Genomic DNA, 25208 nt, shown 5'->3' with positions numbered 1-25208 from the left:
GGCTCTCCAGCTTCTCGTTCAAACGGTTTCGGCGTGTTCCAGCAGGCAGGCCGTTTCGCGCCCGTCGCGCCCGCGTTTGAGGGCGGGCACGGTGGTGCGGCATTCTGCGGTGGCGACAGGGCAGCGCGGGTGAAAGGTGCATCCCGGCGGCGGGTCCAGCGGTGAGGGGATCTCGCCCTTGATCGGCTCGAACGCGCGGCGGCGCTGGTCAAGACGCGGGGCTTCGGCCAGAAGCGCCTTGGTGTAGGGGTGGCGCGGATCGGAGAAGATTTCTTCGGTTGTCGCGCTTTCAACGATCCGGCCCAGATACATGATCGCCACGCGGTCGGCGATATGTTCGACGACGCTCAGATCGTGGCTGATGAACAGGTAGGTGAGCCCCAGTTCTTCGCGCAGGTCCATGAAGAGGTTGATGACCTGCGCCTGGATCGAGACGTCAAGTGCGGCGATGGCCTCGTCACACACAAGGAACTTTGGCTTCACGGCCAGTGCCCGGGCGATGCCGATCCGCTGGCGCTGGCCGCCGGAAAACTGGTGCGCGTAGCGTTTCTTGAGTGACGGGTCGAGGCCGACCTTGCGCATCACTTCATCCACGTAATCGGGGATGTCCGCCTTGTCGACGATGCCATGCATCCGGGGCGCTTCGCCGATGATGTCCTCGACCCGCATCCGTGGGTTCAGGCTGGCAAAGGGGTCTTGGAATATCATTTGGATCGCCAGTGTGGCCGCGCGTTTGTCCGCGCCGGTCAGCGTGGCGACATCCTTGCCTTCGTAGAACATCTGCCCGTCGCTTGCCGCGTGAATGCCTGCGACGACGCGGCCCAATGTGGACTTGCCGCACCCGGATTCGCCGACCAGCCCAAGAACTTCGCCTTTTATGATCGACAGGTTGACGTCATCGACGGCGTGGACCGTTTCTTCGCGGATGTTGGCGCCGAGTTTCTGGGCAATCTTGCCCGCGACGTCCAGCCGCTTGGTGAACCGTTTCGAAACGCCGCGAATTTCGACCAATGGTTCCGTCATGTCACGACCTCTGCCGCGCGCTGCGGGTTGAAGCAGCGCAACCGCCGGCCATCGATGTCTTCAATCGGTGGCTGCAAATGACAGGCGTCAGTCCGGGCATGGCAGCGTGGCGCGAAGGCGCACCCCTCGGGAAGGGCCAGCATATTCGGCGTCATCCCCTCGATCTGGAACAGGCGTTTGCCGCGACGGTTCGCCGTGGGGACAGACCCAAGAAGGCCGACGGTGTAGGGATGCAGCGGGCGGTCGATCACATCGTCGATGCCGCCCTGTTCGACGATACGGCCCGCATACATGACCGAAATGCGGTCCGCGAGCCCGGCGACTACGGCCAAATCGTGGGTGATCCAGATCATCGCCGTGCCGGTCTGTTTCGTCAGTTTCTGCGCCTCGTGAATGATCTGGGCCTGAATGGTGACATCAAGCGCTGTGGTGGGTTCATCGGCAATGATCAGGTCGGGCTTGTTCAGGAAGGCCGTCGCAATCGCAACCCGCTGGCGCATCCCACCTGACAACTGGTGCGGATAGGCCCGCAAGCGTTCTTCCGGGGAGGGAATGCCGACGAGACCAAGTGCGTCGCGGCTCCTCTCCCACGCGGTCTGTTTGGAGACAGCTTCATGGGCGAGGATCGCCTCGATCATCTGCGTGTCGACCCGCAGCACCGGATTGAGGGTCATCATCGGATCCTGAAAGATCATCGAAATGCGGTTGCCCCGCAGACTTTGCAGACGATCCTCTTTTGCGTTTGCGATCTCTTCACCGTTGAACTTGATCGAGCCTTCGACAATGCGCCCCGGCGGGTCGATCAGGCCGAGAATGGAGAAGCCGGTGATGGACTTGCCCGAACCGGATTCGCCGACAAGCCCCATGATCTCGCCTTTGGCGACGGTGAAGTCCACGCCGTCCACAGCCTTGACCACGCCCGCATGCGTGAAAAAGTGGGTCTTGAGCCCATGTACGTCGAGAACCGCACTCATTTCTTCAGCCTCGGGTTCAACACGTCGCGCAGATGGTCGCCGACAAGATTGATCGACACGACCGTCAGCAGCAGGGCCAGGCCGGGGAAGACCGAAATCCAGTAGCGCCCCGACAGCATGTATTCGAACCCGTTGGCGATCAGCACCCCAATCGACGGTTCGGTCTGTGGTAGGCCAACGCCAAGGAAAGACAGCGTCGCCTCCAGCGAGATTGCGCTGGCCGTCTGCACCGTGCCGACAACGATCAGGGGCGCCATGCAGTTGGGCAGGATGTGCCGAAAGACGATCCTGAAGCGTGAAATGCCAAGGCATTGCGCGGCCTCGACATATTCCTTGCCTCGTTCGACCAATGCGGTCGCGCGCACCGTTCTGGCGTAGTAGGCCCACTGCGCGATCACCAGTGCCAGGATGATCTTGTCGACGCCTTTGCCGAGGGCCGCGACCATCATGAGTGCCACCAGCGACGCCGGGAACGACAGTTGCAAATCGACGATGCGCATGATGATCGCCTCGATCCGGCCACCCGCGTAGGCGGCGACAAGGCCGATTGCCATGCCGATCAAAAGCGCGATGACACCCGAGGCTAGACCGACGGTCAGCGAGATGCGTAAGCCATAGAGGATCGCGGAATAGAGGTCGCGCCCAGAGCCGTCCGAGCCAAGCCACATGGTGTAGCCGTCAAAGGCCTCGGACCCCGGCGGCAGGCGCCCGTCCATGACGCTGACTTGCGCAAGGTCGTACGGGTTCTGCGGCGTGATCCACGGCGCGAGAACGGCGAGTAGCACGATGGACCCAAACACGGCCAGCGCCACGGTCGCGATCTTGCTTTCGAAAAACTCGGCGCGAAAGCGCTGGAACGGAGTCTCGACCTTGGCAGGTATGCCAGCGCTGAGCGCGGGATGTGCTGTTGCGTCGCTCATGCGCCCTGATCCTGTAGACGGACCCTAGGGTCGAGGATGGAATACAGGATGTCTACGATCAGATTGATCAGGACAAAGAACAGCACGATGATCATGAGGTAGGCGACAACGACGGGGCGATCGAGTTGCAGGATCGCGTCGATCAGGAGTTTGCCCATGCCGGGCCACGCAAAGATCGTCTCGGTCACGACCGAAAACCCGATCAGGCTGCCGAATTCGAGACCCATCACGGTGACGACCGGGATCATGATGTTCTTCATCACGTGCACGAGAATGATGCGCCGGGTCGATAGCCCCTTGGCCCGCGCGTATTTCACATAGTCCAGTCCCATGGCCTCGCGCACGCCTGCGCGTGTCAGCCGGATGGCGAGCGAGATTTTCAGGAGTGCGAGGTTGAGCGCGGGGAGGAAGATGTGGCTGAGCCCGTCCAGGGTGAAAAGGCTGCTTTGGATGCCGAGAAAGCTGCCGAGATCGCCGCGCCCTGTCGCCGGAACCCATCGAAGTTCAACGGCGAAGAGCATGATGAGCATGAGGCCGACCCAGAATGTCGGCAGCGAAAAGCCAAAGATTGAGGCGGCCATGATGCCCTTGGACAGTCTGCTGTCTGGGTAAAGTCCGGCGTAAAGTCCCAGCGGGATACCCACGACAATGGCCAGAATGAGGGCCGAGAACGCGAGCTCCATCGTGGCGGGCATATGGTGCAGGATCAGTTTGAGGGCGGGTTCGCCAAAGATGAAGCTGTTGCCGAGGTCGCCCTGTGCGGCCCCTTTGAGGAACAGCCAGTATTGTTCGAGGATCGGCCGGTCCAGGCCAAGCCTGCTGATCGCAGCCTCGATATCGGCCTGATCCGCATCGGGGCTGACCAGCATGTAGACCGGGTCGCCGACGATATTGACCCCAAAGAAGACGATGACCGACATCATGAAGACGACCAGCAGGGCCTGCAGCAATCTGCGGATGATGAAAACGGTCATGGGATCATTCCACGGGAAAGGGGTCCGGGCCGCCGCGCGGGCGGCCCGGACGCTTGGCGGTTACTCTTTCACGACGCCTGTCGCGAGCGTGTACTCGTCGGTGCGCGCGATGTAGCTCAGACCCTTTTTGGCCGCCCAGGTGTTGACCTGGAAGTGGGTCGGAATGATCGCCACGTTCTCAATCGCCCGCTCCGTTGCTTGGGCCAGAAGCTCTTGGCGCTTGGCGTCATCCACCGTGCGCAGCGCTTCTTCGATCAGCGCGTCGGTTTCTGGGTCGGAATGGCGCCCGCGGTTGGACGAGCCAAACCCGGCATCCGCATCAAAGGTGTGGATCAGCGATTTCAGCGGCGAAGACGCCTCGCCCGATCCCGCACCCCAGCCCACCAGGATGAAGCTGAATTCAGGCAGACCCTCGGGCGAACCTTTGGATGCGCGCCCGAAGTAAACCGAACGCGGCATCGTTTCGACAGCCGTCTTGATACCGACGCGCGTCAGCATCTGTGCGATGGCTTCGGCGATCTTGGCGTCGTTGATGTAGCGGTCGTTCGGCCCGTGGATCGTCAGCTCAAACCCGTCGGGATAGCCGGCTTCGGCCAGAAGCGCCTTTGCGCCGTCCGGGTCATAGGCCACCACGTCAAGTTTGTCGGAGACGCCGAAGAACCCTTCGGGCAAGAGCTGTCCCGCTGGCAGGGCGACGCCTTCCATGACCCGGTCCACGATGGCGTCACGGCTGATGGCCATGCTGATGGCCTTGCGCACGCGAACATCCATCAACGGGTTCTTGATGTCACCACCGCCATTGGCCTTCACAAAGGGCGAATCCTCGCGGAACTGGTCCATGTGCAGGTAGATCACGCGGTTGGACACACCACTGGCTGAGCTGGATGTCGTCGTTGCCCTCCAGCGTCGTGATGTCGGTTGTCGGCACGCCCGAGATCATGTCGACGTCACCGGCAAGAAGGGATGCCACGCGGCTGGGACCGGACGTGATCGGGCGAAATTCGACTTCGGACCAGATGGGCGCTTCACCCCAGTAGTCGTCGTTGCGCACCAGCACGATGCTTTCGCCCGGTGTGTAGCTCTGGAACTTGAACGGGCCCGTGCCGATGGCGGCAGTGCCTGCGTTGAAATCCTCGGTCGCCGCGTCACAGCCAATTTCCGAGATCACGGGGATGGTCGAGATGTCGTTGCCCATTAGGGGATAAGGTGCGGCGGTTTTGAAATGCACGGTGTAGTCATCGATCTTGATGACCTCCTTGCCCTTCAGATAGGTGCCATAGCCCGAAGGCGAATTTGGAACGTCCGGCGCACGGGCCATGGTGCAGACCACATCGTCGGCGTTGAAATCGCTGCCATCGTGGAACTTCACGCCCTCGCGCAATTTGAATTCCCATGTCAGATCGTCAATGGGTTCCCAAGACACCGCCAGACCCGGCGACAGGCGCTGCTTTTCATCCTGCGCGATCAGGCGGTCAAAGATGTGCACCGACATTGCGTTGTTCGGGCCAAGGTTGTGGAAATGCGGGTCCAAAGACGTCGGCTCCGATGCGAGGCCGATCGTCAGTTTCTCTGCAGATACGGCACCGGCTCCAATCGCCAGAACGCCGAGTGCGACAGCTGTCGCTGCTGTGAGTTTCCTCATCAAAAAGACTCCCTGTTTGCCTGGCGCTTGCGAACAGCCGAATCTTTTGGCCGATCCTGCGCCCTATCCAAAAAGGCTAGCTACCGCAAAAATCATTGCCAATACTCATTTCTATGCAATCCTGCATAGACCAACCCAAGTCGGTGGCTTGGCTGAGGCACTTACAAGGGGGAAAGCTGCATCATGACGGAACACCGGCACAGGTTGCGTGAATTTGAATCTCTCAGGGCCGTCATCACGACAGGCACCACCATCGGGGCCGCCCGACGGCTCGGGATTTCCCAATCTGCTGTGAGCCGGTCCCTGTCGCAATTGGAAGCGAGGGTCGGTCGATCCCTGTTCCTGCGGCGGTCCGGGCGTATTGAGCCGACAGACGAGGCGCTGCGGCTGAATGAAAAACTGGACCCTATTTTCGAGACACTTGCCGACATCGAAGGTGCGGATTGGGCCACGCCCGATGACGCGCCCCTGCGCCTGATCGTGCCTCCGACGCTCGCCCACCACTTTGTCATTTCCCGGGTCGCCAGCTTTCTGAAAAAGAACCCGAGCACCCAACTGCAACTGGATATTCAGGCAACGGACGTGCTTGTGGCTGGTATCCTTGATCTGCGTTACGATCTGGGACTGACCAGCGCGATGATCCAGCGATCCGGTGTGCAGCTTGTGCCGTGGCGGCGCAGTCAGGTTGTTTGCGCGATGCCCACGGATCACCCGCTTTCGCAAAAGCGCATCGTGACCCCGCAAGACCTTGAAGGCGTTGCTTTGGTCGAGTTCCTGCGCAGGCTGGGCACGCGGGCCATCACCGAACAAATCTTTGCGCGGGCGGGTGTGCGTCCGAAACAGGTGGCTGAAACGGCGACGAACATGGCAGCGCTGGAGCTTGTGCGGGAGGGCTTGGGGGTGACGCTCATCAACCCGTTCCCGCTGTTGTCCTCTGGCCTTGAGGGCATTGTCGTGCGCCCCTTTGATGCGGCGATTTTTTATGACACCAGTTTCGTTCTTCCATCCGGAAGACCCCCGTCACAACTTGCGCGCCAATTCATGCGGTTTGTGAAACTGACGACGCCAAAGGACAGGTATTCTCAGCCCGTCTAGCGCGGTGGGTTCGCCGACCACTCGGTATGCGCATCCATCGGGTAATTCGGGCGCGGCAGATGCGCAAACGGCCAGCGGTCATGCACCGGAGACGTCAGCCCTGCTGTGTCGACCTCGTACACCTGATCGGGCGTAAACCAGCCTGAGAAACCGGCGCGAAAGTGACCTCGGGATTTTACGACCACCGTGCGCGCCGCAGCGATATCAAGGCCGAACACGTGAAAGAACACAGGGTCGGCCGTTTGCGTGCGATCCGAAATCACCACAACGGTTATGCCGCCAATGCGCAGCGCTGCGGATGGTCCCAGGGTCAATTTCCGACCGGCGGTCATGCCTTTTTCGCCAACGACATTTCCGTCATGCAGCGCCAGAACCTCCGCATCTGCCTCAAACGGCTTGTCCCATTTCGCCCAAGGGACAGCCCTGTCACAGGACCGATTGAAGCGTGCCCTGAACCGGTTGCCAACGCCAATTTTATGAGCTTCGTGCGCAAGCTCGGGGTCACAGAAAGCCCCGTAGAGGCAGTCGTTGACGTCCGCTTTGCAAAGTGCCGCCAACAACTCTGTCGTGAGACCGCTGCCGCCGCCGCCGGGATTGTCGCCCGCGTCGGAGAAGATCACTGGCGTTCGTTCGTGCCCCGTCGCAATCGCCACTGCATCGCTCAGGGATGTCAATTGCCGCACGAAATCCGTGCGCAAGGACCAGGCCATATCCGCCAGTTCAATGGCCAGAGCCTTGGCACATTGCGCGTCGTCGCGCGCGGTCACGACAATGCTCAGCCCGTTGTCGGGTGTGTCTGAAAACAGGAAATTGCCGAAAACGGAGACGTTGATGATCTCGCTTCGATACTCGGCCTGTCTGCGCTGCCCGTGATCGATCAACGTGCCATAGGGGTGTTCGGCACTCAGAAGCGTGACCGAGGCAGGGACCAGCGGCAGCTTGATATGCGCGACTTTCGGTCGGATGCCTGTCGCCAGAATCCGGCGCAGGGAAAAGGCCGCTTCCTCGCCGCGCTCGATCTGATCCACGTGCGGATTTGTGCGGTATCCCACAATCAAGTCACAGGCATCGACCATGCGCTGAGAGATGTTCGCGTGCAGATCGAGCGTCGCGATGATCGGAACCCCTTTGCCGACGACGTCGCGCACGCGCGCCATCAACAGACCGTCGGGATCGTGGTCGTGCTCGGCGACCATGGCGCCGTGATTGCAGATGTAGACGGCGTCCACCGGGCCGGCAGCGCGCAGCATCTCTTCGCAGGTCGCGACAATCTCGTCGATCACCGCCTCGCGAACTGGCCCCGCAGGGTGACTGGCGGCCAGCAGGCAGGGCACGGGCGTCCAGTGCCCCGTTGCATCCATGGCGCGGACAAAGGCTGCAAACTCAGTCGCCAGTTTCGGTGTAGCCGATCTGGCCTCGTCCATCAGATCTGCGCCAGCAAGCCATGTCAGTGACGTGAAATCGCTCTTTTGCGCGGGCGGCGCGAAGCGGTTGGATTCAAGAACTGCCCCAAGCAGGGCGACCCTGGGCTGCGCCATGATTTTCCCCTTTGCAGATGGACACAGCCGGAGGAAACAGGAAGATCAGCGTCGGATCAATCTATTGTGCCAATTGCACCAGCGATGTGTTCGCGGAACGGTTGGCACCATGCGTGCATGTGAAGCGGGGAGAACGTGATCGATTTCCGGCGCAGGCCCGGTCCGTGCCACATCACCCTGTTTCGCTGGAACGCGCCCGACGCAATGCGCGGCGTAGGGCAGCGAAATGCGAAACCTTTTTCAGTTACGCCCCGCACAAAAGACATTGGACAGCGTGTGAGCGCAGCGCATTAAACGTCAAATGTCGCAAACACAGGTGCGTGGTCGCTCGGTTTTTCCCAGCCGCGCACGTCGCGCAGGATGCGGCTGCTGTGGCCTGCGTTCGAGATGTCCGATGTGGCCCAGATGTGGTCGAGGCGGCGGCCTTTGTCGGCGGCGTCCCAATCCTTGGCCCGGTAGGACCACCAGGAATAGAGCAACCCTTCGGGAATGTCCTGCCGGGTGATGTCGACCCATTTGCCTGCATCCTGCACCTGCGCGAGGTGATCGACCTCGATGGGGGTGTGGCTCACGATCTTCAGCAGTTGCTTGTGAGACCACACATCATCCTCGCGCGGGGCGATGTTGAGGTCACCAACGAGGATGGATTTTTCAGGCGATGCTTTGTGAAAGTGGTCGCGCATGTCGGTCAGGTAGTCGAGTTTCTGACCGAATTTCTCGTTTTTCTCGCTGTCGGGGATGTCGCCGCCTGCAGGGACGTAGAAATTGTGAATAGTCACACCATTTTCCAGCCGTCCCGCGATGTGGCGGGCGTGGCCAAGATCTGCGAAATCTTCGGCCCCGGCCTCTTCGATGGGCAGGCGCGACAGGATGGCAACGCCGTTATAGCCCTTATCTCCGCGTGCAACCATGTGGGGATAACCCATCGCCGCAAACCCCTCGCGCGGGATCTTGTCGACCGGGCTTTTGCATTCCTGCAGGCACAGCACGTCTGGCCCCTGCTCTTTCAGCAGTTTCAGCACGATGGGTTCGCGCAGACGGACCGAGTTGATGTTCCAGGTGGCAAGTGTGAAGGGCATAGGCACAGTTCCTGTATCAAGCGCGCAAACCCTAGACGCGGGCCTGTGTGGCGACCAGCCCCAATAAGCGACCTTTCGCCGCCCTTCGGCCAAGTGCTTGCTATTATTGCGACTCGCGCGTAGAGGGAGCGTGCGACGTTACCTCTATCGGCCTTACTGCTCCTAACGGCACAGTCTCTCGATCTTGCACTGACTTAGCCGACCTGCCGCATCCTGCGGGCAGCATACCTAGGAGAAAATGACATGGCCACAGGCACAGTCAAATGGTTCAACACTACTAAAGGCTTCGGCTTTATCGCACCCGACGGTGGCAGCAAAGACGTGTTCGTGCACATCTCTGCCGTTGAGCGCGCAGGCCTGACCGGTCTGGCCGACAACCAGAAAGTGACCTTCGACATCGAAGCAGGTCGCGACGGCCGCGAAAGCGCTGCCAACATCGCACTGGCATAAGCCTGCGCCTTTCGGGGCGAAGCGAACGGAATTTTGAGAAGGGCCCATCGGTGACGGTGGGCTTTTTTTGCGTTTGTGGGACGTGGCGTTGGTCGTGCGGGGGCGGGTTTGGCAGTGATGAATCATGGGTTGGGTACTGACCCGCGAAACAGGAAACGACAGTAACGCGGAACTAGCGGACCTTCTCACACTTGAACTGAACAACCGCTACTCAGAATTCGTCGCGCCCACCGGGCCGGGCGGGCGCGCTATTGCGCATCAAGCGAGGTAGGTGCGGAACCAGGCGACCATTCGCTCCTCTGCAAGCATCGCCGCTGCCTCATCGTAGCGCGGCGTCGTATCATTGTGGAAACCATGGTTCACGCCCGGGTAGATGTGCGCTTCATAGACCTTGTCGTTTACCTCCATGGCCTTTTGAAACGGCGGCCACATGGCATTGATGCGTTGATCGAGCGCCGCGAGTTGGACCATAAGCGGTGCTTCAATGCCCGGAACCTGCTCTGCGTCCGGGAATGAACCGTAGAACGGAACGCCTGCCGCCATCTCAGGATAAGCAGCGGCCAGTCTGCTGACTACTCCGCCACCATAGCAGAACCCCGTCGCGCCAACCTTGCCATTCGTCCCATCGAGCGCCTGAAGGTATTCAAAGCCGGCAAAGAAGTCATTGAGCAGTTGGCCCTGATCGAGGGTGCGCTGCATTTCACGGCCTTCGTCATCGGTGCCCGGGTACCCCCCGAGCGAGGACAGGCCGTCAGGTCCCATTGCAATGAAACCAGCCTTGCCGAGACGACGCACCACGTCGCGGATGTACGGATTGAGACCTCGGTTTTCATGAACCACGAGGACTGCTGCAGGCGGCCTGTCGGGATCAATCTCGGATGGACGGACGAGATAGGCCGTGATGTCGCCGGTGCCGTTCGGGCTTGAATAGACAATGTCTTCGCCTTCGATGTCTGGATCGTCCTCGGCAACCTGTTGGGCCAGCGCATAGTTCGGTGAGAGCGTGCTGAGGATCGCCGCAGCGGTAAGACCGCCGACCGCCCACTTTCCGGCGCGGTCAAGGAACTCTCTTTTCGAGATTTTGCCATGAGCAAAGTAGTCGTAAAGGTCGAGAAGATCCTGATCAAAATCTGCTGCCGTCAATCGACGGGCTGGTGTCTGGTCATTCATTTTACTTTCTCCCTGATTCTCCCAAAGGCTAACACCAATTGTCGCAACGACCGATGTTCTTTGTTGGGTTTCTCTGGCGGAAGGATGATGCACAAGGAACGTGATGGGCACACCACCAAGCCGACATTCGTGCCAGCCGCAGCATTCAACAGTTAGGGCTCGAAGCCGCCCTTTGCTGCAACTCAGCAATTGCGTGCCGCGGTCAAACCACCGCAAAACACCCACACCCCTCTAACCAAAAAAAACCCGGGCGCGCGGCCCGGGCAAGTCCAACAGGGAGGTGCATGTTGTGCCATTGCTGACCCCGACATGCGCGGGCTGTTGAGTTAATGTACATCGTGGCGATTGGTTCCCGCCTTGATGCAAGTCAAACTCAGGCCACCAGTCGGTAGCCGCCGGATTCGGTCACCAGCAGGCGGGCGTTAGAGGGATCGGGCTCGATCTTTTGACGCAGGCGATAGATGTGGGTTTCCAGCGTGTGGGTCGTGACACCCGCATTGTAGCCCCAGACCTCGTGCAGCAGTACGTCGCGTGCCACCACGCCATCGGTCGAGCGGTAGAGGAACTTGAGGATGTTCGTCTCTTTCTCGGTCAGGCGGATTTTCTTGTCGTCCTCGGTGATCAGCATCTTGACGCTCGGTTTGAACGTGTAGGGCCCGAGGGTGAACACCGCGTCTTCGGACTGTTCGTGCTGGCGCAGCTGGGCGCGGATGCGGGCCAGAAGAACGGGGAATTTGAAGGGCTTGCTGACGTAATCATTGGCACCTGCATCGAGACCAAGGATGGTGTCGGCGTCCGTATCGTGCCCGGTCAGCATCAGGATCGGGGACTTGACCCCCTGTTTGCGCATGACCCGGCACAATTCGCGCCCGTCCGTGTCCGGCAGGCCCACGTCGAGGATGACAAGGTCGTAGATCGCCTCCTTGGCTTTGACAAGCGCATCGCCGCCATTGCCAGCCTCGAAGACGTCGAAATCTTCGGTCATGATCAGCTGTTCGCTGAGCGCTTCGCGCAGGTCTTCGTCATCGTCGACCAGCAGGATTTTCTTGAGTTGTGCCATGGGTCATCTCCCTTTTGTTGAAGCATAGATGTGGCCAACGGAGCCCACGGGCAAGTTTTCCCGGTTTTGTTTCACGCCCATGTGTGGGGAGTGCGGCAATTGTTTCAATTCCGGGCTGATTTGCGTATGTCGGGCGGAACACTGCTTGGATTTTGTAACATGGGCCTAGCGCCGGATATCGTTGAGACACTGGCGCGGGCGCGCGCGGACCTGCGGATGGGGGTGCCCATCGTCCTGACGGGAGAGACGTCTGTAATCGCCGTCGCCGTCGAGACGTTGTCGACAGATCGCCTGGCCGCACTGCGTGCCCTTGGGCGCGATATCGTGCTGGTTTTGACCGGATGGCGCGCCCAGACTTTGAAGGCCCGCGCCTATGACGGGGATGTGGCGCGCATCACCGTGCCGGATGAGGTGGCCTTGGGTTGGTTGCAGGCGCTGGCGGATCCGGCGGACGATCTGTCCACACCGATGAAGGGGCCGCTGACATCGGTGCGCGGCGGTAATGCAGACCCACATCGTGTCGCGGTGCATTTGTGCAAATCTGCCCGCCTGTTGCCTGCGGCAGTGTGCACTGAGGTTGCCAATGGTCTAGCCTTTGCCGCCGAGACGGGTTTGACGGCGGTGCCGTTGGCCCTTGCCGCGCCGCTATTGGGCGCACAAAGCCCTTTGCATTCAGTTGTGTCGGCCCGCCTGCCCATGGACGTGTCAGAGGCAGGGCGTCTGCATGTGTTTCGCCCGGAAGATGGAGGCGAGGAGCATTATGCCATCGAAATCGGGCGCCCGGATCGCAGTGCCCCGGTTCTGGCCCGCCTGCATTCGGCCTGTTTCACCGGTGATCTGATGGGCAGTCTGAAATGCGATTGCGGCCCGCAACTGCGTGCGGCCCTTGCCCAGATGGGGGCTGAGGGGGCGGGTGTCTTGCTCTACCTCAATCAGGAAGGGCGCGGCATCGGCCTTGCCAACAAGATGCGGGCCTACAGCCTGCAGGATCAGGGCTTTGACACGGTTGAGGCCAATCACCGGCTTGGGTTTGAGGATGATGAGCGTGATTTTCGGTTGGGTTCGGACATACTGAAGTCGCTGGGATTTGGTGCCGTCCGGTTGCTGACCAACAACCCGGCGAAAGTTGCGATGATGGAGGCGAGCGGGATTGCGGTGCCGGAACGCGTGGCATTGAAGGTTGGGGAGAACCGGTTCAACCGCGACTATCTGGCGACAAAGGCTGCGAAGTCGGGGCATCTGCTGTGAGACAATGGCCGCTTGCGCGACGCCATATTTTAGGGGGCTTTGCCCCCGTCCTTCGGACTCCCCCAGAGTTTATCTGGCAAGGTGAATATGAAGCCATCTGATCTGGTTGTTTGTCCTTTGGGCCTGCGGTTCAGGGGACGTCGTTTTCCCTGCACGGTCGGGCGGGGTGGCATCACGTCTCGCAAGCGGGAAGGTGATGGCGCAACCCCGGTTGGGGACCATCGCATCGTTGGTGTGCTTTACAGACCAGACCGTATGGTCCGTCCGACGGATTGGGCTGTGCCGATCCGTCCGGGCGATCTGTGGTCGGATGATCCGAAGTCCGAAGCGTACAATCACATGGTGCGTGCGCCCTACCCCTTCAGTCATGAAGTGCTGCGGCGTGCTGATGCCCTATATGATCTGGTGATCCTGACGGACTGGAACTGGCCCTATTCCGTGCCAGGCCGTGGGTCGGCGATTTTCATTCATCGCTGGCGCAGGCCCGGATATCCGACCGAAGGCTGCATTGGGCTGCGAGCCCAAGATTTGCGCTGGATCGCGCCCCGGATCGGGTTCGGAACCCGTTTGATCGTGCGCTAGCGGTTGGGCAGACCAGATGCGCGGCGCTGTGCGCGCAATTCGCGCCGGGACGGAATCGCGGCAATCAATTCATCCAGCCCGGCCAGAATATCTGCATATATCGCGCCATAGCGGCGGCGCGGATAGTCGGGATCGTCGTTTTCGGCAGCCCAATTGCGCGCGCATTGCATGGCGGCGATCCAGTCATCCCTGTCCCCGCCCAGCCACTGGTTGATCGGGCGTGCCACGGTTTCGTTGAGCGATGCAAAAAGCGCAGGCCCCCCGTCGGGTGCCTGGCCCGGATTGGCCAGCAGCAGGAGGCGGGCCCGGAATTGACCGCGATACATGACACACCCGGCCTGCACTCTTTTCCCGGCGTTGAACAGTTCGGCGGCGCGGGCGTAGTCGTCCCAGGCATCTGGTGTGATTGGCCCGGGCTTGATCTCTTGCGCAAGGGCGAGTGTCGGCCAGAAGATCGCGAGAAAGATGAGGGGGCGCATCAGGTGGCCTTTCGTTCACCAAAAATCGCGGAACCGATGCGCACATGTGTTGCCCCCAGCGCGATAGCCGATTTGAAATCGCTGCTCATCCCCATGGAGAGGCCTGTCAGATCGTTCCGGTCGGCCAGTTTTTTCAGGAGTGCGAAATGCAGTGCGGGTTCTTCGTCGATCGGCGGGATACACATGAGACCGGAGATTGTGAGATCGAGTGCGCGGCAGCTTTGGACAAACGCGTCCGTTTCAGCCGGCATGATCCCTGCCTTTTGCGGCTCTTCCCCGGTGTTCACCTGAATGAAGAGGTCGGGGCAGTGGCCCATTTCCTGAGACAGGCGCGCGATGGTCTTGGCCAGTTTGGGTCGGTCGACCGTGTGGATGGCGTTGAACAGCTCCATCGCCTGACGCGCCTTGTTGGTTTGCAAGGGGCCGATCAGGTGGACGTCGATGTCGCCATAGGTTTCACGGAAGGCGGGCCATTTGTCACTCGCCTCCTGCACCCGGTTTTCACCAAACAGGCGGTGTCCCTGATCGAGAACGGCAGTGACGCGTTCGTTGGGCTGCACTTTGCTGACGGCGATCAGCTTGACTGAGCCGGCAGTGCGGCCTGCGTCTGCTTCGGCCTTGGCGATCTGTTCGGAGATGTCTGTCAGGGACATGGCGGGCCACCTTGATCTGTGCGCTTAAGGTCGCACAAAACATCAGGCAGGCCCGAATGAAAAGGGGCGGCCCCGAAGGACCGCCCCAAATCTGTCAGATGCGGTTCAACTTAGAAGTTGAAGATCACACCCAGGTCGGCTTTGGTTGTGCCTTGATCGTCGCCGATACCACCTTGCAGGGACACGCCGCCACCCAGGCTGTGGCGGAAGCCAAGCGCGATGGTGTCGGAGTTGCCGGGTGCACCGGAGTCGGAGAAGACGAAGCGGATTTCTGTCGCCGCACCTACGTCATACTTGACGGAGAAACCGTAAGAGACGTCGGATTGTGCGTCGGAGTCACCAACGATGATCGCGAACGCGAGTGCGCCGATGTCACCGGTGAAGCCCAGAAGCCATTCGTCGTTGTCCGAGCCGCCGGGGCCGGTGTTTTCGGTGCTACCGAAGACTGCGCCAACTGCGTAGTTGCCGAACGAGTAGCCAGCACCGATCTGGTACGAGCTGTTGCCGGTTGTTGTTGTCAGGACGTTTGTCGCTGGATCAACGGCGATTGTGTCGGCGTCGTCTGTAACCGATGCGGAGACTGTGAAGTCACCAACGGTGTAACGCAGTTTCACGGTTGGAGCGACTGTGTCGAGATCGGAACCTTTTGTGCCGAAGCCAACAGCTGTGTTGCTGAATTCGCTCGACTGTTCAGCGAACGATGTCAGACCAACGCCGTAACCGAAGTAGTTCACCACGTCACCGGAGTCGATCACGTTGGAAACGCTACCTACGTCCAGACGGAAGCCGCCTGTCGATACTGCGAAACCAGCAGCCGAAGACTTGGCAACGCTGGAAGCGCCACTGCCGTTTTCGTCTGTTTGGAAACGAATGCGGCCTTCAAACTCCAGACCGTTGTCGGAAGTTGTTTGACCTGTGATGGTCAGACGGAAACGCTGTTCGATGCGTGTTTCGTCGTTACCGGTTGCGTTTTCTTGGTGGTACAGACCAAAACGGCCGAAGCCGCCAAAGCTTACTTCCGCTGCGGCCATGCCAGCTGTGGCGACCAGTGCGGTTGTAGCAAAGAGAACTTTTTTCATGAGTTTTCCCTCGGGTTTCTATTCAATACCCTAACCAGCCAATCCAGTGAGGGGATGAGAGGTGTTTCGTTCATTTGCTCGATCTACTCAAGCCGCGCATGCCGGTGTGCCGCAATTCCGACATGGTTGGTGCAGCTTTGCCACACTCCCGTTTTTGCCCCCTCAGCGCCTGCCCGCGGTACCTGCGCCTTGCGGGGTTAATTCAACTTGTCTATCAGAGGTGAAGAATTGGACACGTTGGGGCAGTATAATGGGCATTTCTCAGTCGTCAGGGCGGTTTAGGGGGTTTGCGGCCCTGTTGGCCTGCGCAGTTTTGCTGACGGGATGTGGGCTTGGGTTCGGCAACAGAGCGTCCGGCCCTGCCGAAGTTGATCCCGATCTTCAACGCAGCCGCGAAGGTCCTGCCGCGACAACCCTGGGCGAGGCGCTGCGTGCCCGCCGGAATCAGGAATCAATCGTTCAGGTCAACCGCTATATCTGGTCGGCCTCGCTGCAGGTTCTGGATTTCCTGCCCATCCAGTCGGTCGATCCGTTCACCGGCGTGATTGTCACCGGCTTTGGCACCCCACCCGGCGGTGGGCGCGCGTATCGCGCGACCGTGTTGATCCAGGATCCGTCCCTTGACGCCCGGTCGCTGAACGTTGCTTTGCAAACCAACAGCGGTCCGGCCAGTGCCGCCACCGTGCGTGCCGTCGAGGACGCGATCCTGACCCGTGCCCGCCAGTTGCGCATTGCCGACAACCGTCTCTAAGCCCCTTTCGGGCCGGGCCATTCCCCATTAAGACAAGCGCCGGGCCCCGTGCCCGGCGTTTTCATGTCAAAGACCAGGATCTTTCCCCATCATGGCCACCTATACACCTGACGAAATCGAAGCCCGCTGGCAGGCGGCCTGGGAAAAGGCGGGCACGTTTACCGCCACGCGCACGGGCGACAAACCCAAATACTATGTGCTTGAGATGTTCCCCTACCCGTCGGGCCGCATCCACATGGGGCACGTGCGCAACTACACGATGGGTGACGTCATTGCGCGCTACAAGATGGCGACGGGGCATAATGTGCTGCATCCGATGGGCTGGGATGCCTTTGGAATGCCTGCCGAAAACGCGGCCATGGCCATCGGGGGGCACCCCAAGACATGGACCTACGACAATATCGCCGACATGCGCGCCCAGATGAAGCCGCTGGGCCTGTCCATCGACTGGAGCCGTGAATTCGCGACGTGTGATCCGGAATATTACGGTCAGCAGCAAGCGCTGTTCCTTGATTTCCTTGAAGCGGGCCTTGTCTACCGCAAGAACGCGCAGGTGAACTGGGATCCGGTCGACATGACTGTGTTGGCCAATGAACAGGTGATCGACGGCAAAGGCTGGCGCTCGGGCGCCGAGGTTGAGCGGCGCGAGCTGACGCAGTGGTTCTTCAAGATCTCCGACATGGCCGGAGAGCTGAAATCGGCGCTTGATGGCCTTGAAAACTGGCCCGCCAAGGTGCGCCTGATGCAGGACAACTGGATTGGCGAGTCGCGCGGCATCGATATTCCGTTTGTCCGGACGGACGGTGCAGGCACGATCCTGTGCTACTCGACCCGCCCCGACACGATGCGCGGTGCGTCTTTTGTCGCCGTCTCGCCGGATCATCCCGTCGCAAAGGCGCTTGAGGCCGAAAATCCTGACCTTGCCGCCTTTATCGATGAGTGCCGCAAGATGGACACGACCGAAGCGGCCATGGAAAAGGCCGAAAAGAAAGGGATCGACACTGGTTTGCGGGTGCGGCATCCGGTTTACCCGGACGTCGAACTGCCTGTCTGGATCGGAAACTTTGTTCTTATGGAATATGGCACCGGGGCTGTCTTTGGCTGTCCGGCGCATGATCAGCGCGACCTTGATTTTGCACGCAAATATGACCTGCCGGTTCAGAACGCATTCTACATGCCCGGCAATGAAACCGAGGTCGCAGACGAAGCGCTGGTGCCCGCCAAGACCGAACAGGTCGTCTATATCGACCACTTCGCAGGCATTGCGGAAGCGACCAGCCAGGACGGTATCGACGCCACCATCGACCATTTCGAGGCACATGGCCTTGGCAAAGGTCAGACGCAGTACCGCCTGCGTGACTGGGGCCTGTCCCGCCAGCGCTATTGGGGGTGTCCGATTCCGGTTGTCCATTGCGACGACTGCGGCGTGGTGCCCGAGAAAAAGGAAAACCTGCCCATCGAATTGCCCGATGACGTCAGTTTCGACATCCCGGGCAACCCGCTGGATCGCCACCCGACATGGCGCGATGTGCCTTGCCCGTCCTGTGGCAACGCGGCGCGGCGCGAAACGGACACGATGGACACGTTCGTGGATCCGTCCTGGTATTTTGCCCGCTTCACCGCGCCACATGCGGCGACGCCCACCGATCTGGACGACGCCGCCTACTGGATGAATGTCGATCAGTACATTGGCGGGATCGAGCATGCGATTCTGCACCTTCTTTATTCGCGCTTCTTTGCGCGGGCGATGCGGATCACGGGGCATCTGCCGCAGGGCTGCGAAGAGCCCTTCGATGCGCTGTTCACCCAAGGGATGGTCACACACGAGATTTACGTCACGCGCGATGAAAAGGACCGGCCCGTTTATCACCTGCCCGAAGATATCGAGTGGACTGAGTCAGGGGCCCGCCTTGGTGCGACCGGAGAGCCGGTGGATGTGATCCCGTCAGCCAAGATGTCGAAGTCCAAGAAAAACGTGGTCGACCCACTTGGTATCATCGCCTCGTACGGTGCGGACACCGCGCGCTGGTTCGTGCTGTCTGATTCGCCGCCCGAGCGGGACGTGGAATGGACCGCCAGCGGGGCCGAAGCCGCGTTCAAACACCTGTCGCGCGTTTGGAACATTTGCGACCGTATCGGCGAGATGGACAAGGATGCGCCGGGCACTGGCGACGATGACCTGCTGCGCGCGATGCACAAGACCATCCATGACGTGACCATGGGCGTCGAATCCTTTGGCTTCAACGCGGCCATTGCCAAGCTCTATGGATTTACCGCCACGCTGCAAAAGTCCAAGGCAAGCCATGCAGCCCAGCGCGCCGCCGTGATGACACTGGCACAGCTCATGGCCCCCATGACGCCGCATTTGTCCGAAGACATCTGGGCGCATCAGGGCGGTGAGGGGCTGATCATCGACGCACCCTGGCCTGTGGCGGACGCGGCCATGCTGGTGTCCGACACCGTCACGCTGCCTATCCAGATCAACGGCAAGCGACGTGGCGAAATCACCGTCCCGGCGGATCTGGACAAGGCAGAGGTTGAAAAACTGGCGCTTGCAACCGAAGCTGTGCAAAAGGCGCTGGACGGCGGCACACCCAAGAAGGTGATCGTCGTGCCCGGGCGCATCGTCAACGTGGTGGTATAGTGACATGACCCGCATCTGCGCGCTGCTTTTGTGCCTTACGCTCAGCGCGTGCGGATTCACGCCGGTCTACGGGCCAAGCGGTGCGGGTACGGTTCTGCAAAACCGTGTGCTGGTGGATCAGCCTGATGATCGTGTCGGCTTTCTTCTGGTTCAGCGCCTCGAAGAACGTCTGGGCCGCCCAAACGCGCCCGCCTTCCGTCTGGCCGTTGACCTCGCCCTGCGCGAAGAAGCGCGGGCCATCGACCCTGACGGCGACATCCGCCGCTTTCATCTGATCGGGTCGGCCACCTACTCGCTGAGTGAAGCAGGCACCGGCACGGTGATGCGCACGGATGTGGTCGATACATTCGTCGGTTATTCGGCCACCGGTACAACTGTTGCCACACTCGCCGCGCGGCGCGATGCACAGGAACGGCTGATGGTCATCCTTGCCGACCAGATCGTGTTGCAGTTGCAGGGCAGTGCGCTGTGAAACTGTCGACGGGACAGGCCAATGCCTATTTCGCCAAACCTGATCCGGATGCCGCCGGGGTGCTGATCTATGGCGCGGACGGGATGCGCATCGCCCTCAAGCGCCAGCAGGTTGTCAGCGCCCTGATCGGACCGCAGGGCGAGGAAGAAATGCGGCTGACCCGCATCGCCGCCGCGGACTTGCGCAAGGAACCGGCGCTGGCCCTCGATGCGGTCAAGGCCATGGGCTTTTTCCCCGGCCCGCGCGTTGCGCTGATCGAAGACGCCAATGAAACGGTTACGGCAACTCTGCTCGACGCGCTTGGCGCGTGGAACCCGGGCGATGCGCAGATCGTGGTGACGGCAGGCAACCTCAAACCCACATCAAAGCTGCGCAAGGCGTTCGAGGCACACACTAAGGCCTACGCCGCCGCGATCTATGACACGCCCCCCACCCGCGAAGAGATCGAGCGTGACCTGAAGGCCGCCGGGATCGAGGCGCCGCCGCAAGAGGCGATGCAGCTTCTGCTTAGCCTTGCGCGCGACCTGGAACCGGGTGATTTCCGCCAGACCCTGACAAAGGTCGGGCTGTTCAAGCTGAACGATCCCGCGCCGCTGTCTGCCGAAGACATTGCCGCATGCGCCCCGGCCTCGATCGAGGCGGCTGTGGACGATGTGCTGTTGGTGGTCGGTGACGGGCAAGCCGGCGAAATCGGTCCGGTCATGCAACGTCTGTCGGCCCAAGGGGTGAATGCCGTGACCTTGTGCATCGGCGCCATGCGCCACTTTCGCACCCTCCACCGCGCTGCCGTCGACACAAGTGGGCGCCCCCAGATCTGGGGGCCGAACCGGGACAAGATGGTGGCGCAGGCGCGCAAATGGGGGCCGGTCAAACTCGAACAGGCCCTTACCGAGTTGACGGACACCGATCTGAAATTGCGCTCAGCCGGTCAGCATGCCCCGGCCCTTGCTCTTGTCGAGCGCACGTTCATCAGGCTCGCCATGCTTGCGCAGCGCTGAGCACGGGGTCAAATTCTCCGACTTAAAAAATCTGGGGAGTCGCCGCATGGCGACGGAGGGCAAAGCCCCCCTCACGCAAGCGCCTTCACGACCCGTCGGGCGCGTATTCCGCAAACATCTCAAGCACCTGTGCCTCAGTCATCTGATGCCGTCCCTGACCGGCAAAGGCATACACATCGGGTTTGAGGTCGATATACATCTCGCCGTTGAACGGGATGCCCGCCACATCGTCCAGCGTGCCAAAGCCCACATGCATCTGGCCCTGCAACGGACCTTCGGCGGTGACCCGGTAGAACACGCTGCTTCCGCAGGTCTTGCAGAACACCCGTTCAGCCCAGGGCGACGAGGTGAAGGCACTCAGATTGTCCTCACCCGTGATCTCCATACCATCCTTGGGAACGGCCACGCTCATGAATACGCCGCCGGACCACTTGCGGCACATGCCACAATGGCAGGCCCCGGTTTCTGTGATGGGTGTGGTGATCGTGAAGGATACGGCTCCACACATGCAGGATCCGGTGTGTGACATGGCAAATCTCCCTTGGGTCTGTAATCGCCTGCAGTATGCCACAAGCGCGTGACAATTTCTGTCAGCAGTGCAGTTGGCCGTTGCGGGTGGCCACGCAGGCTGTAATCCTTGGTCCAACCCGTTTTCAGGAGCCATCATGTACCGTGTCATCGGAACCGTCAAAAGCCGCGCCTTCCGCGTGATGTGGATGCTTGAAGAGCTGGGGGTGCCATACAACGTGATGCCTGCCGCGCCGCGCTCGGAAGAAGCCCGGAAATACAACCCGCTGGGCAAGATTCCGGCCCTTGTCGATGGCGACGATGTGCTGACCGACAGCGTCGCGATCATGACCTATCTGGCTGACAAGCATAGTGCCGTCACTGCCCCGGCCGGAACACCTGCACGTGCGCGGCAGGATGCGATGACCCTGTGGCTGATCGACGAACTGGACGCCGCCCTTTGGGTCAATGCGAAACATACATTCGTTCTTCCGGAAAAACTGCGTGTGTCGGGCCTGACCCCCACGCTGCACAAGGAATTTTCGCGCAATATCGAGACGTTTGCGGGGATGCTGGAGGCGGCGGGCGGCGACTTCATCATGGGGGATCAGATCAGTCTGCCTGATATTCTGGCGGTGCACTGTTTCGGCTGGGCCTTTGGTGCGCAATTCCCTGCGATCCCCGAGGCGGTCAAAGCCTATACCAAGCGACTGCGCGCGCGCCCGCAATTCCGCGCCGCACAGGATCACTAGACCGTAAGGCGGGGTTCACCCCGCCCCGCGTCCCAGCCATTCAACAGCGCCGCGGCCCGCGTGCCGCCCCGTCGCAAGACAGGCGGTGAGCAGGTAGCCACCGGTCGGTGCCTCCCAATCCAGCATTTCGCCTGCGCAAAACACCCCCGGCCTCGCACGCAGCATGAGGTTGGGATCAAGCGCGCTTGCGGGCACGCCCCCAGCGGTCGAGATTGCCTCGTCCAAGGGCCGCAGCCCGTCATGCCGCACCGCCAGCTTTTTGAGACGCCGTGCAATTGCCTTGCTGTCTTCGGGCCAGGGCCGTCCCCATTCCTGCGCCAGCGCAAGGCGCAGTGGGTCGAGTTTCAGCACTTTGCGCAAGTGGTTGGCAAAACTGTTCTTGCCCCGTGGCCGAGCAAGGCGTGTGGCCACGTCGTCCACGCTGAGATCAGGCAGCAGATCGATATACAGCGTCGCCCCCTCGCGCACGCCACGCGACACGGAATAGATGCCGCCCCCTTCCAGCCCGCGCCGCGACAGAACCGCCTCGCCGCGCGACCGGTGGTCGCCCGCCCGCCACGCGACGCCTTTCAGCGGCTGCCCCAGCAGGCGGAACATGTGTTCCGACCATTCAACCGACAAACCCGCATTGGCAGGGGCAAATGGCGCAAGGGTCACACCGGCATCCGACAATATCTGCGCCCACGCGCCGTCTGAACCCAGTCGCGCCCAGCTTGCTCCGCCCAGCGCAAGAACAACTGAATCGCAGGATTCTGTCGCGGGGACGTCTGGCGTCTCAAAGTGCAACTTATCTGCGCTCCATCCGGTCCAACGCCATCTGGTCCGCCGCTCAACGCCCAGGGCCTCCAACCGTGCCAGCCACGCGCGCAACAGTGGCGAGGCTTTCATCGCGCGGGGAAAGACGCGATCGGTGGTGCCGATGAACATGTCCTGTCCCAGACCGGTCGCCCAATCGACAATGGCCTCGTTGTCAAAGCCCTCGATGGCGGGGGCCAGCCAAGATGCTGCCTCCCGATACTGGGCCATCACATGTGCCATGTCGCCTGCATTGGTCAGGTTCAGCCCGGACTTGCCTGCCATGAGAAACTTGCGGCCCAGCGATGGCTTGGCCTCGTAGACCCGCACCTTCACCCCGGCCTCGGCCATCACTTCGGCTGCGGCCAATCCTGCCGGGCCGCCCCCGATGACTGCGACGTTTTTCATTCAGGCCGCGTACGCAGTTCGCCCGACACCTCGATGGTGCGGTGCGGATAGGGGATGGTGATGTCGTTGTCCTTGAGCGCGTTCCAGATCAAGAACAGCACGTCGGAGGTGTATTTGTTCGGGCCGTCATCGACGCCGTTGACCCAGAATTCCACGGCGAAATCAATGCCGCTGTCGCCAAACCCGCGCAGCTCGCAATCGGGGGGATAGGGTTCGTCCAGCACGTCAGGGTGCGTGGCCACTGCCGCCTCGATGATGGCCGGGACGGTGTTGATGTCAGTGTCGTAGCTGACGGAAAACGGCGCCTCATAGCGGTTGGCCGAGCCGGAATCGGAATAGTTGACCACGCGGGTCGTGATGAAATCCTCGTTCGGGACTACGATCCAGCGCCCGTCATAGGTTTCAAGGATCGCCGCGCGCGCTGTCATCTTGACGATGATCCCGGCCTCGCCCCCGTCGAGTTCGACGTAATCGCCGACGGTCGCCTGCCCTTCGACCAGCAGGATGACGCCGGAGATAAAGTTCGACGCGATCTTTTGCAGGCCAAAGCCAAGGCCGACACCGATCGCACCCCCGATCACCGCGAGGGCCGACAGGTTGATGCCCATGATGTTCATCAGCAGCAGGAAGGCGACGGCAAAGATGGTGAATTCGATGGTCTTGATCAGCAACTGGCGGATCGAGGGCCGCATCTCTTTCTGTTGGGCGATGATGGTGGCCGTCTGCTTGTTCGACCATTGACCAAGCCAGAACAGCAGCGATCCCGCGATCACCCCGCGCACGATGGTCATCAGAGAAAAGCGGATGTTGCCAACGCCCACAACCGTTTCGGTCAGGGTGGCGGACAAGGTATCGAGCAACCCAAGCGCATAGATCGCCGCAATCGGCACCAGCACGAACCGCCCAAGCAACTTGAGGAACGGATCGTGGATGATGTCGCGCACCAGCGCGCGTGCGGCCAAGAACAGGAACACCCGCTTGCCGAATGCAATGACCGCGCCGCTGTCAAAGATCGAGCGGACGACGCTTTCACCGATCCCGGTGAAGGCATAGGCCAGAAGCGGCAAAAGCAGGGGCAGGAATTGCGCGACAAACCGCCGGGCCTGGGCAATGATGCTGTCACTTTCGCCCGGATCAAGCAGGTTCGCCAGTGTCGGGCGCAGCCGCCGGGTGACCAGAACCGCGGCCAGATAGGCGACAATCAGCAACCCAAACTGCGACCATGCCGCCGGGCTCAGCAGCCATGTCAGCGCAAGTTCGTAGCCTTGGATGGCATAGCCGGCGATTGTCTGCACAATCTCCGGTTGGCTTTCCAGATCAAATTCCATGGCGCCCCTTGCCTCGGTTCCGCTGCGGCTCAATTGTCATGAGCGCACCACGTTGCGCAAGAGAGGACGCCATATGCCCGATCCGATTTGCCCGTTATGTGACCGTCCGATCCCCGTCGATGCACCGCAAAGCCTGCATCACCTGATCCCCAAGCTGAAGGGCGGCAAGGGCGGGCCAACCGTTTTGATGCACCATATCTGCCACCGCGAAATCCATGCGACACTAAGTGAGGCAGAGCTTGCCCGTGACTTTCACACACCCGAGCAACTCAGGGCCCATCCCCGCCTTGCCAAGTTTGCCGCATGGATCGCAAAGCGCCCGCCAGGGTTTGCGTCAAAGATTCCGGGCAAGCGCCGCAAGCGCTAGCGTTTGGCTTTGTGAGGGGGCGTCTGCTTTTTGGCGTCGAGTGCGGCACAGACATCCGGCAGGACATGGCACGCAAGCAAATAGACCCGTTGTTGACGGGTTAAAACCTGAACCGGCGCCCTGGATGATTGAGGCAGACGATCAGGTCGATTGATGTGATTGTCGCGCGCCATGTTACTGCAAAATCATATCATGGCTCAGCGATTCTATTAAGGGTTAT

The 25208-nt window shown here is 60.8% G+C and carries 26 protein-coding genes; 10 read left to right on the top strand and 16 right to left on the bottom strand.

All coding sequences use genetic code 11. From position 1 onward, the window contains the following. Nucleotides 1-18: 18 nt before the first annotated feature. The 6 genes from ACERZ8_RS07120 to ACERZ8_RS07095 are packed head-to-tail and all read right to left on the bottom strand — an operon-like array spanning nucleotide 19 to nucleotide 5533. Nucleotides 19-1023, bottom strand: coding sequence for an ABC transporter ATP-binding protein (locus ACERZ8_RS07120; RefSeq protein ID WP_407591523.1), 1005 nt, complete (start codon nucleotides 1021-1023; stop codon nucleotides 19-21). Continuing rightward, on the bottom strand, nucleotides 1020-1997 hold the full coding sequence (locus ACERZ8_RS07115; protein WP_407591521.1) for an ABC transporter ATP-binding protein: 978 nt from the start codon (nucleotides 1995-1997) through the stop codon (nucleotides 1020-1022). Before ACERZ8_RS07115 ends, ACERZ8_RS07120 begins: the two co-directional genes overlap by 4 nt. Then, nucleotides 1994-2917: an ABC transporter permease gene (locus ACERZ8_RS07110; RefSeq protein ID WP_407591520.1), complete on the bottom strand. Its 924-nt coding sequence runs from the start codon at nucleotides 2915-2917 to the stop codon at nucleotides 1994-1996. Before ACERZ8_RS07110 ends, ACERZ8_RS07115 begins: the two co-directional genes overlap by 4 nt. Beyond that, nucleotides 2914-3891, bottom strand: a complete 978-nt coding sequence (locus ACERZ8_RS07105) for an ABC transporter permease (RefSeq protein ID WP_407591519.1) — start codon at nucleotides 3889-3891, stop codon at nucleotides 2914-2916. The genes ACERZ8_RS07110 and ACERZ8_RS07105 overlap by 4 nt, the downstream gene beginning before the upstream one ends. 60 nt (nucleotides 3892-3951) lie before the next feature. Then, complete coding sequence (locus ACERZ8_RS07100) at nucleotides 3952-4731, bottom strand: ABC transporter substrate-binding protein (protein ID WP_407591518.1); 780 nt, start codon at nucleotides 4729-4731, stop codon at nucleotides 3952-3954. Continuing rightward, complete coding sequence (locus tag ACERZ8_RS07095; RefSeq protein WP_407591517.1) at nucleotides 4679-5533, bottom strand: ABC transporter substrate-binding protein; 855 nt, start codon at nucleotides 5531-5533, stop codon at nucleotides 4679-4681. Before ACERZ8_RS07095 ends, ACERZ8_RS07100 begins: the two co-directional genes overlap by 53 nt. Before the next feature lie 183 nt (nucleotides 5534-5716). On the opposite strand from ACERZ8_RS07095, the gene ACERZ8_RS07090 reads away from it, so the two are divergent. Continuing rightward, entirely contained in the window at nucleotides 5717-6628 is a 912-nt protein-coding gene (locus tag ACERZ8_RS07090; protein ID WP_407591516.1) for a LysR family transcriptional regulator, read from the top strand. Here the strand turns inward: ACERZ8_RS07090 and ACERZ8_RS07085 are convergent. Together ACERZ8_RS07085 and ACERZ8_RS07080 are read right to left on the bottom strand one after the other, a co-directional pair. Next, complete coding sequence (locus ACERZ8_RS07085) at nucleotides 6625-8166, bottom strand: M81 family metallopeptidase (protein ID WP_407591515.1); 1542 nt, start codon at nucleotides 8164-8166, stop codon at nucleotides 6625-6627. The two genes, ACERZ8_RS07090 and ACERZ8_RS07085, sit on opposite strands and share 4 nt — an antisense overlap. A 290-nt stretch (nucleotides 8167-8456) precedes the next feature. Beyond that, complete coding sequence (locus ACERZ8_RS07080) at nucleotides 8457-9245, bottom strand: exodeoxyribonuclease III (protein ID WP_407591514.1); 789 nt, start codon at nucleotides 9243-9245, stop codon at nucleotides 8457-8459. 243 nt (nucleotides 9246-9488) lie between these two features. Here ACERZ8_RS07080 and ACERZ8_RS07075 point away from each other — a divergent pair, with 243 nt between their 5' ends. Further along, on the top strand, nucleotides 9489-9695 hold the full coding sequence (locus ACERZ8_RS07075; protein WP_108836582.1) for a cold-shock protein: 207 nt from the start codon (nucleotides 9489-9491) through the stop codon (nucleotides 9693-9695). A 258-nt stretch (nucleotides 9696-9953) separates the two neighbouring features. On the opposite strand, the gene yghX is transcribed toward ACERZ8_RS07075, so the two are convergent. Then, complete coding sequence (yghX, locus tag ACERZ8_RS07070; protein ID WP_407591513.1) at nucleotides 9954-10865, bottom strand: YghX family hydrolase; 912 nt, start codon at nucleotides 10863-10865, stop codon at nucleotides 9954-9956. 373 nt (nucleotides 10866-11238) lie between these two features. After that, nucleotides 11239-11925 (bottom strand): response regulator transcription factor, encoded by a 687-nt coding sequence (locus tag ACERZ8_RS07065; RefSeq protein WP_299722112.1) that lies wholly within the window; start codon nucleotides 11923-11925, stop codon nucleotides 11239-11241. Between the two features lie 159 nt (nucleotides 11926-12084). On the opposite strand from ACERZ8_RS07065, the gene ribA reads away from it, so the two are divergent. Then, nucleotides 12085-13173 (top strand): GTP cyclohydrolase II, encoded by a 1089-nt coding sequence (gene ribA, locus ACERZ8_RS07060; RefSeq protein ID WP_407591511.1) that lies wholly within the window; start codon nucleotides 12085-12087, stop codon nucleotides 13171-13173. An 87-nt stretch (nucleotides 13174-13260) separates the two neighbouring features. After that, a complete protein-coding gene (locus tag ACERZ8_RS07055; protein WP_407591510.1) occupies nucleotides 13261-13755 on the top strand; it encodes a L,D-transpeptidase family protein in 495 nt (164 codons plus the stop codon). Here ACERZ8_RS07055 and ACERZ8_RS07050 read toward each other — a convergent pair. The 3 genes from ACERZ8_RS07050 to ACERZ8_RS07040 all read right to left on the bottom strand — a co-directional run bounded on the left by ACERZ8_RS07050 (nucleotide 13752) and on the right by ACERZ8_RS07040 (nucleotide 15966). Continuing rightward, nucleotides 13752-14234, bottom strand: a complete 483-nt coding sequence (locus ACERZ8_RS07050; protein WP_407591509.1) for a hypothetical protein — start codon at nucleotides 14232-14234, stop codon at nucleotides 13752-13754. The genes ACERZ8_RS07055 and ACERZ8_RS07050 overlap by 4 nt on opposite strands. Then, nucleotides 14234-14887 (bottom strand): YggS family pyridoxal phosphate-dependent enzyme, encoded by a 654-nt coding sequence (locus ACERZ8_RS07045; protein ID WP_407591508.1) that lies wholly within the window; start codon nucleotides 14885-14887, stop codon nucleotides 14234-14236. Before ACERZ8_RS07045 ends, ACERZ8_RS07050 begins: the two co-directional genes overlap by 1 nt. A gap of 110 nt (nucleotides 14888-14997) precedes the next feature. Beyond that, entirely contained in the window at nucleotides 14998-15966 is a 969-nt protein-coding gene (locus ACERZ8_RS07040; protein WP_407591507.1) for a porin, read from the bottom strand. A gap of 250 nt (nucleotides 15967-16216) precedes the next feature. Here ACERZ8_RS07040 and ACERZ8_RS07035 point away from each other — a divergent pair, with 250 nt between their 5' ends. The 4 genes from ACERZ8_RS07035 to holA all read left to right on the top strand — a co-directional run bounded on the left by ACERZ8_RS07035 (nucleotide 16217) and on the right by holA (nucleotide 20831). Then, nucleotides 16217-16717, top strand: coding sequence for a DUF3576 domain-containing protein (locus tag ACERZ8_RS07035; protein ID WP_407591506.1), 501 nt, complete (start codon nucleotides 16217-16219; stop codon nucleotides 16715-16717). Between the two features lie 91 nt (nucleotides 16718-16808). Further along, on the top strand, nucleotides 16809-19361 hold the full coding sequence (gene leuS / locus ACERZ8_RS07030) for a leucine--tRNA ligase (protein ID WP_407591504.1): 2553 nt from the start codon (nucleotides 16809-16811) through the stop codon (nucleotides 19359-19361). 4 nt (nucleotides 19362-19365) lie between these two features. Continuing rightward, nucleotides 19366-19833, top strand: coding sequence for an LPS assembly lipoprotein LptE (gene lptE, locus ACERZ8_RS07025; RefSeq protein ID WP_407591503.1), 468 nt, complete (start codon nucleotides 19366-19368; stop codon nucleotides 19831-19833). Continuing rightward, nucleotides 19830-20831, top strand: coding sequence for a DNA polymerase III subunit delta (holA, locus tag ACERZ8_RS07020; protein ID WP_407591501.1), 1002 nt, complete (start codon nucleotides 19830-19832; stop codon nucleotides 20829-20831). Before lptE ends, holA begins: the two co-directional genes overlap by 4 nt. Before the next feature lie 85 nt (nucleotides 20832-20916). Here the strand turns inward: holA and ACERZ8_RS07015 are convergent, their stop codons facing one another. Continuing rightward, nucleotides 20917-21360, bottom strand: coding sequence for a GFA family protein (locus ACERZ8_RS07015; protein ID WP_407591499.1), 444 nt, complete (start codon nucleotides 21358-21360; stop codon nucleotides 20917-20919). Between the two features lie 136 nt (nucleotides 21361-21496). Between ACERZ8_RS07015 and ACERZ8_RS07010 the strand changes: the two genes are divergently transcribed. After that, nucleotides 21497-22090, top strand: coding sequence for a glutathione S-transferase family protein (locus ACERZ8_RS07010; protein WP_407591498.1), 594 nt, complete (start codon nucleotides 21497-21499; stop codon nucleotides 22088-22090). Between the two features lie 15 nt (nucleotides 22091-22105). Here the strand turns inward: ACERZ8_RS07010 and ACERZ8_RS07005 are convergent, their stop codons facing one another. Further along, nucleotides 22106-23293: a TIGR03862 family flavoprotein gene (locus tag ACERZ8_RS07005; RefSeq protein WP_407591497.1), complete on the bottom strand. Its 1188-nt coding sequence runs from the start codon at nucleotides 23291-23293 to the stop codon at nucleotides 22106-22108. Further along, complete coding sequence (locus tag ACERZ8_RS07000) at nucleotides 23290-24621, bottom strand: mechanosensitive ion channel family protein (protein ID WP_407591495.1); 1332 nt, start codon at nucleotides 24619-24621, stop codon at nucleotides 23290-23292. Before ACERZ8_RS07000 ends, ACERZ8_RS07005 begins: the two co-directional genes overlap by 4 nt. A gap of 73 nt (nucleotides 24622-24694) precedes the next feature. Here ACERZ8_RS07000 and ACERZ8_RS06995 point away from each other — a divergent pair, with 73 nt between their 5' ends. Continuing rightward, the gene (locus ACERZ8_RS06995) at nucleotides 24695-24988 is read left to right on the top strand and encodes an HNH endonuclease (protein WP_407591493.1); all 294 of its coding nucleotides are present in this window, start codon (nucleotides 24695-24697) and stop codon (nucleotides 24986-24988) included. Nucleotides 24989-25208 lie beyond the last annotated feature (220 nt).

Source organism: Tateyamaria armeniaca, assembly GCF_045797845.1.
GTDB classification, from domain to species: domain Bacteria; phylum Pseudomonadota; class Alphaproteobacteria; order Rhodobacterales; family Rhodobacteraceae; genus Tateyamaria; species Tateyamaria armeniaca.
The sequence above is the reverse complement of the archived record's forward strand: the minus strand, read 5'-3'. Positions and strand labels throughout refer to the sequence as shown.

Coding starts and splice junctions, on each gene's coding strand:
- ACERZ8_RS07120 (WP_407591523.1), bottom strand. CDS start 1,023: ATGACGGAACCATTGGTCGAAATTCGCGGCGTTTCGAAACGGTTCACC.
- ACERZ8_RS07115 (WP_407591521.1), bottom strand. CDS start 1,997: ATGAGTGCGGTTCTCGACGTACATGGGCTCAAGACCCACTTTTTCACG.
- ACERZ8_RS07110 (WP_407591520.1), bottom strand. CDS start 2,917: ATGAGCGACGCAACAGCACATCCCGCGCTCAGCGCTGGCATACCTGCC.
- ACERZ8_RS07105 (WP_407591519.1), bottom strand. CDS start 3,891: ATGACCGTTTTCATCATCCGCAGATTGCTGCAGGCCCTGCTGGTCGTC.
- ACERZ8_RS07100 (WP_407591518.1), bottom strand. CDS start 4,731: ATGGACCAGTTCCGCGAGGATTCGCCCTTTGTGAAGGCCAATGGCGGT.
- ACERZ8_RS07095 (WP_407591517.1), bottom strand. CDS start 5,533: ATGAGGAAACTCACAGCAGCGACAGCTGTCGCACTCGGCGTTCTGGCG.
- ACERZ8_RS07090 (WP_407591516.1), top strand. CDS start 5,717: ATGACGGAACACCGGCACAGGTTGCGTGAATTTGAATCTCTCAGGGCC.
- ACERZ8_RS07085 (WP_407591515.1), bottom strand. CDS start 8,166: ATGGCGCAGCCCAGGGTCGCCCTGCTTGGGGCAGTTCTTGAATCCAAC.
- ACERZ8_RS07080 (WP_407591514.1), bottom strand. CDS start 9,245: ATGCCCTTCACACTTGCCACCTGGAACATCAACTCGGTCCGTCTGCGC.
- ACERZ8_RS07075 (WP_108836582.1), top strand. CDS start 9,489: ATGGCCACAGGCACAGTCAAATGGTTCAACACTACTAAAGGCTTCGGC.
- yghX (WP_407591513.1), bottom strand. CDS start 10,865: ATGAATGACCAGACACCAGCCCGTCGATTGACGGCAGCAGATTTTGAT.
- ACERZ8_RS07065 (WP_299722112.1), bottom strand. CDS start 11,925: ATGGCACAACTCAAGAAAATCCTGCTGGTCGACGATGACGAAGACCTG.
- ribA (WP_407591511.1), top strand. CDS start 12,085: ATGGGCCTAGCGCCGGATATCGTTGAGACACTGGCGCGGGCGCGCGCG.
- ACERZ8_RS07055 (WP_407591510.1), top strand. CDS start 13,261: ATGAAGCCATCTGATCTGGTTGTTTGTCCTTTGGGCCTGCGGTTCAGG.
- ACERZ8_RS07050 (WP_407591509.1), bottom strand. CDS start 14,234: ATGCGCCCCCTCATCTTTCTCGCGATCTTCTGGCCGACACTCGCCCTT.
- ACERZ8_RS07045 (WP_407591508.1), bottom strand. CDS start 14,887: ATGTCCCTGACAGACATCTCCGAACAGATCGCCAAGGCCGAAGCAGAC.
- ACERZ8_RS07040 (WP_407591507.1), bottom strand. CDS start 15,966: ATGAAAAAAGTTCTCTTTGCTACAACCGCACTGGTCGCCACAGCTGGC.
- ACERZ8_RS07035 (WP_407591506.1), top strand. CDS start 16,217: ATGGGCATTTCTCAGTCGTCAGGGCGGTTTAGGGGGTTTGCGGCCCTG.
- leuS (WP_407591504.1), top strand. CDS start 16,809: ATGGCCACCTATACACCTGACGAAATCGAAGCCCGCTGGCAGGCGGCC.
- lptE (WP_407591503.1), top strand. CDS start 19,366: ATGACCCGCATCTGCGCGCTGCTTTTGTGCCTTACGCTCAGCGCGTGC.
- ACERZ8_RS07015 (WP_407591499.1), bottom strand. CDS start 21,360: ATGTCACACACCGGATCCTGCATGTGTGGAGCCGTATCCTTCACGATC.
- ACERZ8_RS07010 (WP_407591498.1), top strand. CDS start 21,497: ATGTACCGTGTCATCGGAACCGTCAAAAGCCGCGCCTTCCGCGTGATG.
- ACERZ8_RS07005 (WP_407591497.1), bottom strand. CDS start 23,293: ATGAAAAACGTCGCAGTCATCGGGGGCGGCCCGGCAGGATTGGCCGCA.
- ACERZ8_RS07000 (WP_407591495.1), bottom strand. CDS start 24,621: ATGGAATTTGATCTGGAAAGCCAACCGGAGATTGTGCAGACAATCGCC.
- ACERZ8_RS06995 (WP_407591493.1), top strand. CDS start 24,695: ATGCCCGATCCGATTTGCCCGTTATGTGACCGTCCGATCCCCGTCGAT.